The organism is Halomonas sp. (assembly GCF_029263665.1).
GTDB lineage: Bacteria > Pseudomonadota > Gammaproteobacteria > Pseudomonadales > Halomonadaceae > Halomonas.
This window is the reverse complement of the sequence record NZ_JAJUFQ010000024.1, coordinates 48,823-63,885: the sequence shown is the minus strand read 5'-3', so window position 1 is coordinate 63,885 and position 15,063 is coordinate 48,823. Positions and strand designations below refer to the sequence as shown.

The window sequence follows — 15,063 nt, the reverse complement described above, 5'->3', positions numbered from 1 at the left end:
CTTGTCCAGGGCCTGCTTGAGCGCCTGGGTCTTCATGATGTCGGTGTACTTGGCGCTGCCGTGATCAAAGGGATTGATGTTGGCCTCGACACCTTCCTGGTTGATGTGCTCGATCAATTCCATGCCGGCCTCGTCGGCCATGCGGTCACGGAATTCGATCATCTCCTTGAACTTCCAGGTGGTGTTGACGTGCATCAGCGGGAACGGCGGGGTCCCCGGATAGAAGGCCTTGCGAGCCAGATGCAGTATGACCGAGGAATCCTTGCCGATGGAATACATCATCACCGGGTTGCGGAACTCGGCAGCCACTTCACGAATGATGTGAATGGACTCGGCTTCGAGCTGCTTGAGGTGCGTTTGACGCTCTGGAGTAATTTCCATACTGAAATTCCGAAATAACAAGTCTGTTCGGATCAAGTCGTGAAGTACCAGGGCTTATATCAGAGCCTCGGTCCAATATTCATCACGCTGACCACACACAATAAAGAAGGGTTGAGTAATGTTTTAAAACGGCCAGACAAGAGGAATGATCGTCACCGCCACTGCGCCGACTACCAGGCTAAGCGGAGCACCCAAACGCATATAATCGGTGAAACGATAGCCACCAGGCCCCAACACCATCAGGTTGGTCTGATAACCCAGCGGTGTCATGAAGCTGGCAGAAGCCGCAATCATGATGGCGATGGTGAATGGCATGTAGTCAACACCGAGACCTTTCGCTACAGCCCCCGCAATGGGAAACATCAACACGGCAGCAGCATTATTGGTGATCAGCTCGGTGAACAGCACCGTCATCAAATACACCAAGACAAGTGCCATCCATGGGGACAGTCCATCGATCAACATGATGGTGTCGGCAATCAACACTGCTGCCCCTGTCTTGGTCATGGCGGCTCCCAAGGCAAAGGAAGCCGCTATTACTACCAATACAGAAAGATCGATGTAACGGCGAGCCTTGCTGGCGGGCACACAACGCGATACCAGCATCATTCCCGCGGCCAGCAAAGCGGCTTCGAGAATGCTCAGCAAGCCTGTGGCACTGGCTACGACCATGCCACCGAGGATGCCAAGCGCCCAAGGGGCCTTGACGAAGTTCGGCGGCGTCGAATCGTTCAACGCGCTGACCAGCAGGAAGTCCTTGCGGTAGCGGTATTGATCGACAAAGTCCTGGCCGGTTTCCAGCAGCAGGGTGTCGCCGACTTCGATCTTGATATCACCGACCTTGCCGGGAATACGCCGCCCCTGACGCGAGATCGATAGAATTACCGCTTGGTAGCGCGAGCGGAATCGTGACCCACGTACGGTTTGATTGAGCCCGGTAAAGTCCGGCCCAATCACGGCCTCTACCAGACAGCGGTGGTGATGAGCAATATCCAGCTTGTGCACGTCACCACCGGCAGGTTTGAGGCCATTGATATGGCGCAGCTCCCTTGCACATTCCGGGGCACCAATGAAGACGAGAATATCGCCTGCCTGTAGTTCCGTATCCGGCGGCACCGCTGTCAGCAGTCGCGAATGACGTTCGATATCCGTCAGATAACCATGAACCAGGCTACGCAGCCCCGCATCGGCGATGGTTTTCCCTACCAGGGGACCATCTGGGTCGACCAGCACCTCCACCGAATATTCACGCGCCTGCTCAAGCTGCTCGAGCACGCCTTGTCGGTTAGGCAGCAAACGACCCGCGAAGAAATACAGAAAGGCGCCACCTACGATGACGAGAGGAATACCAACCCAGGCCAGCTCGAACATGCCTAGATGCACCCCTCGCTCACTCTGCAGGAGGCCATCTACCACCAGATTAGTACTGGTCCCGATCAGCGTGCAGGTACCGCCAAGAATGGCAGCATAGCTGAGAGGAAGCAGCAATTTCGAAGGAGGATGCCTGAGACGAGCGGCCCAATCCTGAATCGCAGGAATGAACATTGCCACCACGGTGGTGTTGTTCATGAAGGCACTAAGGCTGGACGTAGGGATCAGCACCCGCAGCAATGCCATGCCCAGCGTCTTTGGTTGGCCGAGTACACGCATGGCCAGCCATTGAACGGCACCCGTTTCCTTGAGGCCGGCAGCCACGACATAGAGGCTAGCGATGGTCATCACACCGGGATTGGAGAAGCCCCCCAGGGCTTCGCCCGGCGTCAGGATACCGATGATGACCAGAGTGGCCAGGGCTCCCATGACGATGACGTCGGCAGCGATACGGGTAAATGCCAGGCCGCCGAGTACTGCAACGACCGTGAATAATGAAAATAACGCTTGCCAGGTCATGCGGCACTGTTACCGACAATTGACATGCGGCCTCCTTGCCATACATTCGGGGAACAATTGACCAAGCTTCCAATGCCTGGCCGGCAGCCGTCAAGGCACGCTACCGCCCATGGATTCACCGGGCTCATCCAATCCCTAGGTTCATAAATTGTCGTGCGCAAATCGTTCTCTACACTCAAATGCGCGGTGCGGCGTCATTTTACGTTAGCCATTTGGCTTACTCTACGCAGAAACACCTATTCTGACTGGTTCCGACCCACGAGTCCTAAGTATTCTTGACGAACGAGGCATACAACAAAAGTGATATGCAACAGAATGATGATGATTGGATAGTGCCTTACAAATCAAATGGTTGAATAACACCGAAAGATAAGAAATGTAAGTGCGCGCTTACAAAACTTCCCCTTTTTGCAGAGCAAAACGCCTTTCGCCTGAAAAAGCATATTATATGAAGCGCATGTTCGAACCAGGTTAGAAATGTCCACATCGTCTCTTGATAGAGAGCCATCTCTTCGGACGATGCTTCTTACGGACGACATTTCCTTGAACCGCACTTTACTAGCGCTGCTCACTTATACTTTGCACCCTAATGAAAAACGCCTGCACGCGAAGATGCGTGCAGGCGGATAATGCTTAACGAAAGGATAGCTGCCCAGAAGCCATTTGGACTTGGGCACTTCAGAGCACGCTTACACGAGCGAGGCGCTGGCCAGGGTAAGCTGCACAATGACCAGGGTCATAGATCAGAAGTACTGGGAATTCGAATGGACGTACTCACACCAGCATAATCCTTGGGCTCCGCTGTCAGCGCTCCCTGCTCGGATTGAGTAGGAGCGGAATAGACCACGCTATCACCATTGCAGGCGCTCCAGGCATAATCACCAGCCAACTCCCCGGCTGTAATCCCCGAATCCCTCAGCGTTCCATCGAGTGCAAGAGAGGTTCTGGCTGCTGCCAGCTCCTGCTGACAAGCATTGACTGCGGCTTTCTCGCGATATTTCTGATACTGAGGAATAGCAATAGCGGCAAGAATGCCAATAATGGCCACGACAATCATCAACTCGATCAGAGTAAAGCCCGCCTCCCCCAAGCCTTTCGCGTCCTGCCATTCGATATCGACAGACGGATCCCGCTTCATGTTGGCGTTTTGCTCAGCAATATCCTGCCCTATACCGCCTGATAAAGATGAAATCTGTTGCTGGTACATCTTCCTTCTCCTTGGCAATGCCCCTTCCATTGGGTTGTTGCTGTTTCTATCGGGGCTCCTCTCCTAGATTAAAGGGCATTACCGAATGGCACTTCGCTGATTCGACATACCTGAGCAATCCCTTGATATAGATCGCTTTTTGGCAGCATCGGCATAGCCATGTCGGAGTTAGACTGAAGGAAAACATGACAACACAGACGCAGGAAATGCGAAGGACCGCACATGTCAACGACAGCCCCTCATCCTCTTCAGTCGACGCTACCCACACCAGAGCAGAGTATCAGTGAAGCCCTGACTCGCCTTGAATATGATCGCAGCATGCCCGATGCGATAGCCTCAGAAACCTCTCTGGCAAGCCAGACAGATGATGCTCCAGTCGTACATTTCATCAATACCCTGCTGCGTGAAGCCATCAGACGTGGAGCCTCGGATATCCATTTCGAACCCTACGAAGACTGCTTCCGCATACGTTTCCGCATCGACGGTATTCTGCATTTGGTGGTAGAGCCACCCGCCAATCTGAAAGCACGTATTGCGGCACGTCTGAAGGTCATGGCCCGACTGGATATTTCGGAGCGCCGCCTGCCTCAGGATGGAGCCATCAAGGTTGCCGGAGAACATCATCAGGAAATGGATTTCCGCGTCAGTTCCTTGCCCACAGTAAATGGCGAAAAGCTGGTACTCCGCCTGCTCGATGTCTCTTCAGTTCAGATCGGTATTGATAAGCTGGGCTTCACCAGTGATCAAAAGCTCCTGTTCGAAAAAGCGCTCTCCAGCCCCCAGGGTATGGTACTGGTCACAGGGCCTACTGGCAGCGGCAAGACGGTTACCCTGTACAGTGGCATCCATATGCTCAATCAAGTCGAACGCAACATCTGCACCGCCGAGGACCCCGTTGAAATAAAGCTGCCTGGAATCAACCAGGTCCATATTCAGCCGCGTATCGGACTGGATTTTGCTGGTGCACTTCGCGCCTTCCTGCGCCAGGACCCTGATGTCGTGATGCTGGGAGAAGTACGCGACACCGAAACGGCGGAAATTGCCATAAAAGCTGCCCAAACCGGACATCTGGTCCTTTCTACACTGCATACCAACTCCGCTGCAGACACGCTGTCACGCTTGGCCAACATGGGCATTGCTACTTTCAATATCGCCAGCGCTGTCAGCTTGATCATTGCCCAACGCCTGGTCCGTCGCCTGTGCGATCACTGCAAGCAAAGCATCACCCTTCCCCACCAGGCCTTGTGTGACCACGGCCTGACAGACACCGAGCTGGACCGCGCAAGCCTATTCCAGCCCACTGGCTGCTCTCGTTGTACCGGTGGATACCGTGGGCGCGTAGGCTTGTTCGAAGTTGTGCCCATCAGTGAGGCCATGCGTCAGTTGATTCTTCAGCACGGCAGCGCCGACGATTTTCACCATCAGGCACGCAAGGAAGGATATCCTGACCTTCACCACAACGGCCTGCAGCTAGCCATGGCTGGTGTCACCAGCCTGCTGGAAATCGGCCGCGTAACTGGACGCTGACCGTGAAGCATGTGAACAGATGGCAGTGGAAAGGCCGTGGTCCAGATGGCCGATACCTGAGTGGAGAAATCGAGGCATCTTCCAAGGCTTCCGTGCTCAGAGTGCTGCGAACTCGGCGCATCAAGCCCCTTTCAATACGCCGCACTGATAGCAGACACTGGCGTCTTGGCCAAAGAAGCATCACCGCCCTGGAATTGACACTTTTCACACGCCAGCTGGAAACACTACTGAAATCCCGCGTTCCCATTCTCCAGGCTCTGGAGGTAATTGCCCACAGTCTGGTCAAGCCAAGCATGCGCGCCATGCTGCAAAAGCTGATTGCTGATGTCAGCCATGGTGCAAGTCTTTCCGAAGCTCTGGCACGCCATCCCCGACAATTCGATACTCTCTATATCAGCATGATCGAAGCAGGCGAACTTGCTGGAACCCTGGACAGCATGCTCGACCGCCTCGCCACATACCAGGAAAAACACGAGGCACTCAAGCAGAAAGTCAAGAAAGCCATGTGGTATCCATTAAGTGTCATTGCCATCGGCCTGATTGTCACTTTCATCCTGTTGGTCGTGGTCATCCCCAAGTTCGAAGACATGTTCACCGGATTCGGAGCCACGCTCCCTCCCCTGACACAGATGACACTACGGTTGTCAGACCTGACTCAGCAGCATGGTGGACTAGCCCTGGGGATTCTTGTCGCATCATCTTGGCTCATGCGCTTGGCAATGCAGCGTTCAACTGCAATACATTCACTCATGAGCCGCATGGTCTTGCGCATCCCGATACTCGGCAAGGTTCTGGAACACTCTGCCATAGCACGCTTCAGCCGCACTCTCGCCACCACCTATGGCTCGGGAGTGCCGCTTCTGGATGGTCTGGCCATTGCCGCCGGATCAACGGGTAACCCTCTTCTGCATGCCGCTATTCAAGACATGCGTGACGAGCTTGCCAGTGGACACTCACTCCACGTTGCCATGCATCACAGCGGGCAGTTTCCGGCCCTTGCCATACAGATGATCAAAATCGGGGAAGAAGCCGGCGCCCTGGAGGCAATGCTCTCGCAGGTTGCCACTTACTACGAAGACGAAGTCGAAAGGCGAGTCGATACCCTGACATCCCTGCTGGAACCCATGGTCATCCTGGTATTGGGCATCGTGACAGGAGGGTTGGTGATGTCGATGTATCTGCCCATCTTTGAACTAGGAAGCGTTCTTTAAAGAAACACTGAATAAATTGCTGCGCTCGATATTCTGGTTGCCGGCGGTGCTCAAGATCCTCATTTACCCCCTTGTAAACTGCGGTCTTTCCGCTCGGGCGGCAACCAGCCTTTCATCCTCCGACATTTATACAGCGTTTGCTTAAGGAAGCATTTCTCCATCGGGCTTAGTCATTAACTCATCAGACTTAGCCATTACTTCATAGACTTAGTCATGTATCCACACCGGAGTGCCGGGGGGGGCTTCATCAAACAAGCGAAGCAAGGTTTCATCACGCATCCTGATGCAGCCGTGGGAATCGGCCTCTCCCATGGGTTTATCTGGTGGAGTACCGTGAATATAGATGTAACGGCGCTGCGAATCGACACGACCACCGCGGTTGTAATCCCGCTCCAGCCCTGACAGCCAGAGAATTCTTGTCAGTATCCAGTCCCGCTCTGGATAGGCCTCGCCAAGCGCATCATCATAGACCTCGCCAGTAGGACGCCTGCCACGAAAGACAGCCCCCACTGGCTGCTCTGCCCCTATGGCCGCACGAATCACATGCCATCCCAATGGTGTCTGGCCACTACCTTCTCGCTGGCCAGCACCATTGGCTGCAGTGGATACCAGACAATGCCAAGCCTGGGTATCACCGTGCCATACCGTCATGGTCTGGTTATTGGTATCCACCTCCACCCAGACACCATTCTCTGGCGGTAATTCTGCAAGCAGTGGAGTGACCATCAACCCGCTCCCGTCAGAACAGTTACCGTCTTGTCGGTATCCTGCCCATCCAAATCAGGCAAAGGCGCCTGCATTGCAGCTACCACAACAGGGCGCAGGCGCTTGACCAGATTACGCACCGAAACATGTTCACCATAGTCCTTTTCGGAAATGTCCCGCAGCGCATCAAGTCCAGAGAAGGTAAAGATCACGGTGCCAAGCACAAAGTGCAGGCGCCAGAACCGCTCTGCATCAGGCAATTCTGGGGTGGCTTGACGCACGAGCTCCACGAAACGCGTGAATACTGTGCCATATTGCTCCTGAATATATCGCCTCAGATGCCCTTGGGCCTGGCTGTATGCAAGTCCGAGAAGCCGCATGAACACTTTCAGACTATGCCGCTCTGCCGGGACTTCCAGGACAGTGCGTGCCATGGTTTCCAACAGCACTTCGAGAGGAATGACCTTTTCACCGTAGGTGGCTTCCAACTCATCGATAGCATTATGAAAGCGTTCGGAAAAAGGATCGAGATAGCGGGCAAAGACAGCCTGAATCAAGGCTTTCTTGGAGCCAAAATGGTAGTTCACGGCAGCCAGGTTGACCTTGGCCTTGCCAGTAATGTTGCGCAGTGACGTTTCCGCGAAGCCTCGTTCAGCAAAGAGGACCTCTGCAGTATCCAAGATACGGGTCACGGTATCAGTCTGGGCCATGTGGGGCTCCGTGGTCAGGACACGAGATAGCGTTTCCACAGTTGGAAACAATTGTTTTAATTATGCGCTGAGTGTAAGCGAGCCCCTGCATCGTCTCAATGCCCCAATCATCATTTGCGTTTGAAACAGTGTCGATCGAGCAAATGGCAGGAACTTTTTTACTGGACAAGCATCCATACTGTATACTTAACCAACCCCATGCTTCATTGTCGTCCAAAATAGCTTGATTGCCATCTAAACCCGCTTCGTCGCCATCTGAGCAAATGCCTGTGGGAGGCCGAATGACACGACCCCTGACTCCTCGCCAGCAGAATGTCTATGACTTCATCGTCAAGACCATGAACGAGCTTGGTTACCCTCCCACCCGTGCCGAAATTTCCCGAGCACTGGGATTCCGTTCACCCAATGCAGCAGAAGAGCATTTGCGCGCTCTGGAGCGCAAAGGTGCCATTCGTGTCATTCGTGGTACTTCGCGAGGTATACGCCTACCTGCCCAGGAGGCTGAAACCACCCCATCGCAACTGACTCAGCCAGAGCCCCCGTCTTCTCAAGGCCTACCGATCATTGGCGAAGTTGCTGCTGGCAGCCCTATCCTGGCAGCAGAGCATATCGACCGCTATTGCCCGCTACCTCCAGAGTACTTTACGCCCCGGGCCGATTACCTGTTGCGTGTGCGCGGCTTGTCGATGAAGGATGTCGGCATTCTTGAGGGAGATCTGCTGGCAGTACATCGCACGGATCGCATCCGCAATGGCCAGATTGTGGTTGCCCGCCTGGAAGACGATGTCACCGTCAAGCGCTTTCATCGTGATGGCCATCACGTCACGCTGCAGGCAGAGAATGAAGACTTCGCCCCGATTGAGCTGGACTTGCACCGGGATCATCTGGAAATTGAGGGCATAGGGGTCGGCGTGATTCGAGGGGGTAACGGCCAGGCTCTGGGTTGAACACTTTTCTATAGCCGGTACCTGTCATGACGTCTTCGGTGCGCAAGATTCTGCATGCTGATTGCGATTGCTTTTATGCAGCAGTGGAAATGCTCGATAACCCACAATGGCGCGATATCCCCCTTGCCGTTGGCATTTCTGCGGAACGCCGAGGTGTCATTACCACTTGCAACTATCCTGCGCGCAAGTTTGGCGTTCATTCAGCCATGCCAACTGCCCGCGCATTGCGGTTATGCCCGGACTTGTTGCTGGTGCCGCCAGATTTTGACAAGTACCGCAAAGTATCCCGGCAGATCCAGGCGATCTTCCATGAGCTGACACCGCTGGTAGAGCCTCTCTCATTGGACGAGGCCTACCTGGATGTCAGCGATGTCGATGGCTTTCAAGGCAGTGCAACATGGATGGCGCAGTGGCTGAAGAAAGAATGCCTGTCGCGTACAGGCATTGTTGTTTCGGTAGGCGCCGCACCATCGAAATTTCTGGCCAAGGTAGCCAGCGATTGGGAAAAACCCGATGGACTGACAGTCATTTCTCCCGAGCAGGTTGATGGCTTCATCAAGGCTCTACCGGTGAAAAAGTTGCACGGTGTTGGGCCTGCCACCAGCGCCAGACTGGCAGCCATGGGAATTGAAACCTGCAACGATCTTCGCGCTCTACCCATCGAACAGCTACTTCAGGAATTCGGCAAGTTCGGCAAGCGTCTGTTCGAGCTGTCACGAGGCATCGACGAACGCCCCGTGCAAGTGGCACATGAGCGCAAGTCCATCAGTGTCGAAACCACATTTGATCATGACCTCCCGACGCTGGATCACGTCCACGCCGCTCTTGCCCCGCTGCACGAAAAACTTGAAACACGCATTACCCGATACGACCAGCACGGCCTATCTAGCCTGTTCATCAAGGTTCGTTTCAATAACTTCTCAACGACCACCATGGATGCGCGAGGCATGGAGCCAAGCCTGGACAACTATCATCAACTGGCCGACCAGGCCTGGGCACGAGGAAAGCGTCCAGTGCGCCTGCTAGGCATTGGTGTCAGGCTGCTTCCAGAAGAAGCACGGCAACAGCTATCGCTGCCATTGTAGTTTTGCACTCACTATTCCACCCGCCCCTCGGCTATACCAAGCGGCACTCCCAACAACAATCGCCTCAACGCATGATGCTGCTCAGCTGGCATGGAGTCTGGCCAGATCCATAACGTACGCCGTTGGCAATGCAATCCGATGAGCCGCCCGCCAATAGCCACATGGCGAAGAGAAATGGCATGCCAATCCCCCTGCCCTCGAGGACGCCATTGCCACTGAACGAGTCCAGGAGCTGCCTGCGCCTTGCCTGAAGGTTCATCTGCCCTGCTGCAGCCGTCGACACCTTGAACGCCATCGCCAGGGTCACTATCAGCCAGACAACGCAGCTCCCCTATCGAAGCTTGCCGATAGGAAGAGATGAGCAGGCCCGCACCAACAACTGCAGCAACAGCACCCAAGAGCAAAGACGTCATGGCACCAATCAACAGCGTGACAACCGTCACCAGGGCACCATGAGCAAGGTGCTGGCGGTCAGAGGCCTCGATTGTGACCGTTAGAACTGTTCTCGGCATAGTCGACGATCATCTGCACAATACGCCGCTTCACAGGTTCTTCAGGCCACTCACGACGCATGAGCCATACAAAGAGGTCCTGATCCTCTTCAGTGATCAGAGCACGATAAGCAGCCTTGTCGTCTTCAGAAAGGTCGTCATAGCGGTGCTCCAGGAATGGCAGCAGAAGCAAATCCAGCTCCCACATGCCACGGCGAGAGTGCCAATGCAGTCGCTTTCGCTCAGCCTCGGCACTCGAAGCCACGGGTGAAGATTGTTGCTCCACGGGATACCTCATCGAAAATCCTAGAGTATGGCGCCAGTATACCTGATGCATGTCACCACGTATTGGCCGAGGATATTTGGCAGCCATTAACAGAGTGTTTATGTGCTGTATGATCGTCGTATGTTGAATCCTGTCCTAGTACGTTGTTTTATCTAGACTTGAAAAGTATGCTATCTAAAAAAACAACGACGCTGGGACAGCGCTCGTCAACCAGGCGGGACTCACGGAGAAGACCGATGACCAAGTCCGAACTGATAGAGCAGATCGCTATGCGACAACCGGAGTTGTCGATCAAAGACGTCGAGGCAGCCGTACGCCTCATTCTGGATGATATTACCGAGACTCTCGCCCAGGGCGGGCGCGTCGAAATTCGTGGCTTCGGAAGTTTTTCTCTGCATTACCGGGAGCCTCGGGTCGGCCGCAATCCCAAGACCGGAGAATCGGTCGCATTGGATGGTAAATTCGTGCCACACTTCAAGCCAGGCAAAGAGCTTCGCGAGCAGGTAGACGCCAGCCGAGCCTTGGGGTACTGATGCATTAAGACATTGGTGCCCGGTTGGCCCGACCCGGGTTAGCGTAGCTTATCGATTTCATATTTTTTCGCGCTCATCTTGCGTCTTTACTGATTGGGGAACTCGCACATGCGTTGGCTCAAAGGCTTGATCATGGCCATTATTCTGCTGCTGGTACTGCTCGTCGGCATCCTCTTTGCGACAAACAACCAGCAGGCAGTGCCGCTCAACCTGATCTGGACCGAGCTCCCCGAAGCATCCTTGTCTTTCTGGTTATTGGCGTCTCTGGCTGTCGGCGTACTGCTTGGCATGCTTGCCATGAGTGGCGTCTATCTTCGTCTGCGCGCACTGCTTACCCGAGCCCAGCGCCACAATCAACAACAGCGCAAGGAGCTTGATCGACTCCGCATCCAGGAGATGAAGGAACTCCCCTGAATGCCCGATCTTCTGCTGCTAGGTCTGCTGATTGTTGCCCTGGCCATTGGCTGGGGCCTAGGTCGACGCGAGCGCCAACGCAAGGAGAGGACAACCTCCTCTCCTACGTTGTCCAGAGATTATTTTGTTGGCTTGAACTACCTGCTCAATGACCAGCAGGATCAAGCCATTGAAACGTTCATCTCCGCCCTGGAAGTCAATAGCGATACCATCGAGACCCATGTCACCCTGGGCAACCTGTTCCGCTCCCGGGGCGAAGCTGATCGTGCCGTCAAGATCCATCAGAACCTTCTGGCCCGCCCTTTTCTCGACAACCAGCAGAGTGCTCGTGTACAGCTGGAGCTATCACGGGACTTCTTGCATCTTGGTCTGCTCGATCGAGCCGAGCGCATTCTTCATGGACTGATTCGCGAAGAGCCTTCCAGCGAAACTCAACATCATGCAAAACGCCTGCTCGCAGACCTGTTCGAGCGCGAAGGCGAATGGCAGCAGGCGTTGGATGTCGCCGTACCCCATCTGACTCGCCAGCATGAAGACCTGCGCCGCGCTGCCGCCCACTGGCTATGTGAACTGGCCGAACAGGAGCGCCGCTCTGCTGGCCATGGTTTAGCGCGCAAGCACCTCAAGCAAGCGTTATCCATAGATGACCGCTGCGTACGTGCCAACCTGATCAAGGCCGAACTGCAGCATGATACCGGCCAGTATCGTCAAGCCATCAAGTATCTTGACCTCATTCCACAGCAGGACCGGGGCTTCATCCCCACCCTGCTTGAACCGCTGGAACGCAATTACCTTTTGCTCGACGATGCTGAAGGCCTCATCGCCCATCTCTATCGGCTGCTCGATCATGCACCTTATACCAGCGTCATCATTCTGCTGGCTCAGACACTGCGCCACCAGCGTGGCAACGATGATGAAGCCATCGCCCTGGTGACAGCCCAATTGAACCGAGAGCCCAGCCTGGGCGGGGTGGATTACCTGATAGGGCTTTATCAGGAATCGAGCAACGATGGCCATGACGAGCGCATCGAGTTACTGCGCCAGCATACTCATACCCTGATCAAGGCCTTGCCTCGCCACCGCTGTGGCCGTTGTGGATTTACCGGTGATCACCTGCACTGGCAGTGCCCTCGCTGCCGCACCTGGGGTGCAACCAAGCCAATCACCGGTATCGAAGGGGAATAGGCTTACGCCTCCCCCAGCAGTTCCTGTTCAATAGCAGCAAGCGCGACCATCGGATCCTCTGCCTGAGTCACCGGACGTCCGACGACCAAATGGGTACTCCCTGCCTGCATTGCCTCCAGTGGTGTCATGATGCGCCGCTGGTCTCCTGCCTGAGCGAAACTCGGACGAATACCCGGTGTCACCTTGAGGAAATCTGCCCCGCAGGCCGTCTTGAGCATGGCAGCTTCCCTCGCAGAGCACACGATGCCATCCAGGCCACAGTTCTGAGCCAGGCGTGCCAGACGCTCGACCTGCGCATCAAGCGCGCCCTCAACCCCTGTACCATTCAGCTCATCCTGCGTCATGCTGGTAAGTACAGTGACAGCAATCAGAAGCGTCTTGAGGCCATGTTGCTCAAGGCGCTCTCGCGCAGCCGCCATCATTCGCTCGCCACCACAGGCATGCACATTGACCATCCATACTCCCTGCTCCGCCGCGGCCTGAACAGCACCAGCCACAGTGTTGGGAATATCGTGGAACTTGAGATCCAGAAACACCTCGAAGCCACGCCCATGCAACGCGTCCAGCACATCCGGGCCACTGCGCGTGAACAGTTCCTTGCCCACCTTCAGGCGGCAGCGCGCAGGATCCAGACGATCCGCCATGCATAGGGCAGCATCCAGGGAAGGATAGTCGAGAGCGATGATCAGGGGAGATGTAGTCGTCATGCACGGCTCCGGGAGATGTTCGAATCGAGGCAGTATATCAGCCATGACGTCAGCTGCAGCCCCCGAGGGCGACATGCAAGAGCCTTTGATCGCTTACCGAGGTTTAAGCGATCCGCGATACATGGTCATGAACACAAGACGGTAGGTTATAAGCGAGTGCCGTGAAGGTGCTTTGATCAATCCATTGTCTTTCTTTTGAGCTCCCTCTACTCGGGGATACCAAGGAGTTGGAATCCATGACCAAATTTTCAGCAAGTCCCGTCCATGCATATCGCTCAGGCAAACATTGGTTGGCCACTCTGACAGCAGCGCTATGGTTGGCATGTAGTCTTCCTGCACTGGCCGAGGATGGATTGAAGGTCGAGCCTATCAATATCAATGAAGCCAGCGCTGAGTTGCTGGCAGAACTCCCGGGGATTGGACCGAGCAAGGCCGACGCCATCATTGCTGAACGTGAAGCCAATGGCCCGTACAAAGATCTGGAAGACCTGACCCGCGTCAAAGGCATCGGCCAGAACACCGTGGCACGACTGACGGATGAAATCCGCTTCAGCAACGCCAACTAGCTTGTCGCACCTTTCTCGCCATACTTTTCCTCTACTGCACTACTGCACTACTGCACTTTCCACTATCTGTCTTAACAACACCTGTCTTAACAACATCTGCCTTAACAACATCTCTCTAACAGCAGATCTGTTAACAACACCTCCCTCACGACACCTTTCCTCGGTGTCGTGAGGAGCTCTCGCATGTTGCCTGCCGCATCATGTGCAAGCACAACAGACATCATTACAAACGCAGGCCACCATCGACCTCGATCACCCGCGCCGTGAAATAGTCATTCGTGAAAATGAACGCCACTGACTCAGCAATCTCCTGCGGGTCGCCCAGGCGCTTGAGTGGAACCCCCTGCGTCAGCTTGTCGAGCATATCCTCACGCATCGATGCCGTCATCTCAGTCTCAATGAAACCTGGCGCCACCGCCCCGACACGAATGCCATAACGCGCCAATTCCTTGCCCCAGGTAACCGTCAAGGCCGCCACCCCAGCCTTGGCTGCTGCATAATTGCTCTGCCCCATGTTCCCCGCACGAGAAATGCTGGAAATATTGACGATGACACCCCGGCGATCATCTTCGACCATGGCAGCGGCAGCAGCACGACCACAGAGAAAGACACCCGTCAGATTGACATCGATCACAGCCTGCCATTCATCAAGGCCGAGCGTGCGCTCCACCTTGCCATCCTTCGCCTTTACCAACAGGCCATCACGCAGAATCCCTGCATTGTTGACCAGGCCATCCAAGGACCCCATGGAACTTCGTATATCCGCAAAAGCCTGGGAGACGGAGGCTTCATCGGCGACATTGGCGACAAAGGCTTGGGCAGTGATGCCTTCCTCATATAATGAAGACACTGCCTTATCGAGCTGGTCGCCATCCGTATCGATCAAAGCCAGACGAGCACCTTGGTTTCCCAAGCGTCGAGCCATGGCAAATCCCAGACCACGTGCACCACCGGTAATCGCGATGAGCGCATCATCAAGCTTCATGGGCAACCCTCCCGCTGCAATAGTATCCCTTGAACATGGCTTTCCATGTCCGTGATTTTCTTTGTATACGGCATATCCATAAACATGGCGTTTCTCTGAACATGTTCTTCTATCGATATACCCTCAGATATACCTTCTCGATAGTGCACTGCACCATAGCGCATGACAAGAAAGTCACTGTCATGGTGGAAAGGTCAGCGATGGATACAGCAGAACATGGCTGGTTAAGCATA

Annotated in this window: 15 protein-coding genes and 2 pseudogenes; 8 read left to right on the top strand and 9 right to left on the bottom strand. The window is 54.8% G+C overall.

Annotated elements, in window-relative coordinates; all coding sequences use genetic code 11:
- The 3 genes and pseudogenes from Q1K07_RS18310 to Q1K07_RS18300 form a co-directional block, all read right to left on the bottom strand.
- The coding region (locus tag Q1K07_RS18310) for a phosphoadenosine phosphosulfate reductase family protein (RefSeq protein ID WP_300314370.1) at positions 1-381 on the bottom strand (381 nt) is incomplete at its 3' end.
- A 123-nt stretch (positions 382-504) separates the two neighbouring features.
- On the bottom strand, positions 505-2,271 hold the full coding sequence (locus Q1K07_RS18305; RefSeq protein ID WP_300314367.1) for an SLC13 family permease: 1,767 nt from the start codon (positions 2,269-2,271) through the stop codon (positions 505-507).
- A 994-nt stretch (positions 2,272-3,265) separates the two neighbouring features.
- Positions 3,266-3,409 (bottom strand): annotated as a pseudogene (locus Q1K07_RS18300) (prepilin-type N-terminal cleavage/methylation domain-containing protein); the annotation flags it as partial.
- A 429-nt stretch (positions 3,410-3,838) separates the two neighbouring features.
- Here Q1K07_RS18300 and Q1K07_RS18295 point away from each other — a divergent pair.
- Together Q1K07_RS18295 and Q1K07_RS18290 are read left to right on the top strand one after the other, a co-directional pair.
- A pseudogene (locus Q1K07_RS18295) lies at positions 3,839-5,005 on the top strand (ATPase, T2SS/T4P/T4SS family); the annotation flags it as partial.
- A gap of 2 nt (positions 5,006-5,007) precedes the next feature.
- Positions 5,008-6,216 (top strand): type II secretion system F family protein, encoded by a 1,209-nt coding sequence (locus Q1K07_RS18290; RefSeq protein WP_300314364.1) that lies wholly within the window; start codon positions 5,008-5,010, stop codon positions 6,214-6,216.
- A gap of 207 nt (positions 6,217-6,423) precedes the next feature.
- Here Q1K07_RS18290 and Q1K07_RS18285 read toward each other — a convergent pair whose 3' ends face one another.
- Entirely contained in the window at positions 6,424-6,942 is a 519-nt protein-coding gene (locus Q1K07_RS18285) for a L,D-transpeptidase (protein ID WP_300314361.1), read from the bottom strand.
- Complete coding sequence (locus Q1K07_RS18280) at positions 6,942-7,631, bottom strand: TetR/AcrR family transcriptional regulator (RefSeq protein ID WP_300314358.1); 690 nt, start codon at positions 7,629-7,631, stop codon at positions 6,942-6,944. Before Q1K07_RS18280 ends, Q1K07_RS18285 begins: the two co-directional genes overlap by 1 nt.
- 281 nt (positions 7,632-7,912) lie before the next feature.
- Here Q1K07_RS18280 and lexA point away from each other — a divergent pair, with 281 nt between their 5' ends.
- Together lexA and dinB are read left to right on the top strand one after the other, a co-directional pair.
- Complete coding sequence (gene lexA / locus Q1K07_RS18275; protein WP_300314355.1) at positions 7,913-8,578, top strand: transcriptional repressor LexA; 666 nt, start codon at positions 7,913-7,915, stop codon at positions 8,576-8,578.
- A 26-nt stretch (positions 8,579-8,604) separates the two neighbouring features.
- Positions 8,605-9,663, top strand: a complete 1,059-nt coding sequence (gene dinB / locus Q1K07_RS18270) for a DNA polymerase IV (protein WP_300314352.1) — start codon at positions 8,605-8,607, stop codon at positions 9,661-9,663.
- 11 nt (positions 9,664-9,674) lie between these two features.
- Here dinB and Q1K07_RS18265 read toward each other — a convergent pair whose 3' ends face one another.
- Positions 9,675-10,076 carry a hypothetical protein gene (locus tag Q1K07_RS18265; RefSeq protein ID WP_300314349.1) on the bottom strand — a complete coding sequence of 134 codons (402 nt, stop codon included), beginning with the start codon at positions 10,074-10,076 and terminating at the stop codon, positions 9,675-9,677.
- 58 nt (positions 10,077-10,134) lie between these two features.
- Complete coding sequence (locus Q1K07_RS18260; protein WP_149285200.1) at positions 10,135-10,452, bottom strand: succinate dehydrogenase assembly factor 2; 318 nt, start codon at positions 10,450-10,452, stop codon at positions 10,135-10,137.
- Positions 10,453-10,676: 224 nt separating this feature from the next.
- Here Q1K07_RS18260 and Q1K07_RS18255 point away from each other — a divergent pair, with 224 nt between their 5' ends.
- The 3 genes from Q1K07_RS18255 to lapB all read left to right on the top strand — a co-directional run bounded on the left by Q1K07_RS18255 (position 10,677) and on the right by lapB (position 12,572).
- Positions 10,677-10,973 carry an integration host factor subunit beta gene (locus tag Q1K07_RS18255; RefSeq protein ID WP_149285201.1) on the top strand — a complete coding sequence of 99 codons (297 nt, stop codon included), beginning with the start codon at positions 10,677-10,679 and terminating at the stop codon, positions 10,971-10,973.
- Between the two features lie 108 nt (positions 10,974-11,081).
- The gene (locus Q1K07_RS18250) at positions 11,082-11,387 is read left to right on the top strand and encodes a lipopolysaccharide assembly LapA domain-containing protein (protein ID WP_300314344.1); all 306 of its coding nucleotides are present in this window, start codon (positions 11,082-11,084) and stop codon (positions 11,385-11,387) included.
- Entirely contained in the window at positions 11,388-12,572 is a 1,185-nt protein-coding gene (lapB, locus tag Q1K07_RS18245; protein ID WP_300314342.1) for a lipopolysaccharide assembly protein LapB, read from the top strand.
- A gap of 2 nt (positions 12,573-12,574) precedes the next feature.
- On the opposite strand, the gene pyrF is transcribed toward lapB, so the two are convergent.
- Positions 12,575-13,279, bottom strand: coding sequence for an orotidine-5'-phosphate decarboxylase (gene pyrF, locus Q1K07_RS18240; RefSeq protein ID WP_300314339.1), 705 nt, complete (start codon positions 13,277-13,279; stop codon positions 12,575-12,577).
- A gap of 236 nt (positions 13,280-13,515) precedes the next feature.
- Between pyrF and Q1K07_RS18235 the strand changes: the two genes are divergently transcribed.
- Positions 13,516-13,845 (top strand): ComEA family DNA-binding protein, encoded by a 330-nt coding sequence (locus Q1K07_RS18235; protein WP_300314336.1) that lies wholly within the window; start codon positions 13,516-13,518, stop codon positions 13,843-13,845.
- Between the two features lie 223 nt (positions 13,846-14,068).
- Here Q1K07_RS18235 and Q1K07_RS18230 read toward each other — a convergent pair whose 3' ends face one another.
- A complete protein-coding gene (locus Q1K07_RS18230) occupies positions 14,069-14,830 on the bottom strand; it encodes an SDR family oxidoreductase (protein WP_300314333.1) in 762 nt (253 codons plus the stop codon).
- Between the last annotated feature and the right edge of the window lie 233 nt (positions 14,831-15,063).

What these genes read in the sequence shown, in the direction of transcription:
- Q1K07_RS18305 (WP_300314367.1), bottom strand. Translation starts at nt 2,271, where the DNA reads ATGACCTGGCAAGCGTTATTTTCATTATTCACGGTCGTTGCAGTACTC.
- Q1K07_RS18285 (WP_300314361.1), bottom strand. Translation starts at nt 6,942, where the DNA reads ATGGTCACTCCACTGCTTGCAGAATTACCGCCAGAGAATGGTGTCTGG.
- Q1K07_RS18280 (WP_300314358.1), bottom strand. Translation starts at nt 7,631, where the DNA reads ATGGCCCAGACTGATACCGTGACCCGTATCTTGGATACTGCAGAGGTC.
- lexA (WP_300314355.1), top strand. Translation starts at nt 7,913, where the DNA reads ATGACACGACCCCTGACTCCTCGCCAGCAGAATGTCTATGACTTCATC.
- dinB (WP_300314352.1), top strand. Translation starts at nt 8,605, where the DNA reads ATGACGTCTTCGGTGCGCAAGATTCTGCATGCTGATTGCGATTGCTTT.
- Q1K07_RS18265 (WP_300314349.1), bottom strand. Translation starts at nt 10,076, where the DNA reads ATGACGTCTTTGCTCTTGGGTGCTGTTGCTGCAGTTGTTGGTGCGGGC.
- Q1K07_RS18260 (WP_149285200.1), bottom strand. Translation starts at nt 10,452, where the DNA reads ATGAGGTATCCCGTGGAGCAACAATCTTCACCCGTGGCTTCGAGTGCC.
- Q1K07_RS18255 (WP_149285201.1), top strand. Translation starts at nt 10,677, where the DNA reads ATGACCAAGTCCGAACTGATAGAGCAGATCGCTATGCGACAACCGGAG.
- Q1K07_RS18250 (WP_300314344.1), top strand. Translation starts at nt 11,082, where the DNA reads ATGCGTTGGCTCAAAGGCTTGATCATGGCCATTATTCTGCTGCTGGTA.
- lapB (WP_300314342.1), top strand. Translation starts at nt 11,388, where the DNA reads ATGCCCGATCTTCTGCTGCTAGGTCTGCTGATTGTTGCCCTGGCCATT.
- pyrF (WP_300314339.1), bottom strand. Translation starts at nt 13,279, where the DNA reads ATGACGACTACATCTCCCCTGATCATCGCTCTCGACTATCCTTCCCTG.
- Q1K07_RS18235 (WP_300314336.1), top strand. Translation starts at nt 13,516, where the DNA reads ATGACCAAATTTTCAGCAAGTCCCGTCCATGCATATCGCTCAGGCAAA.
- Q1K07_RS18230 (WP_300314333.1), bottom strand. Translation starts at nt 14,830, where the DNA reads ATGAAGCTTGATGATGCGCTCATCGCGATTACCGGTGGTGCACGTGGT.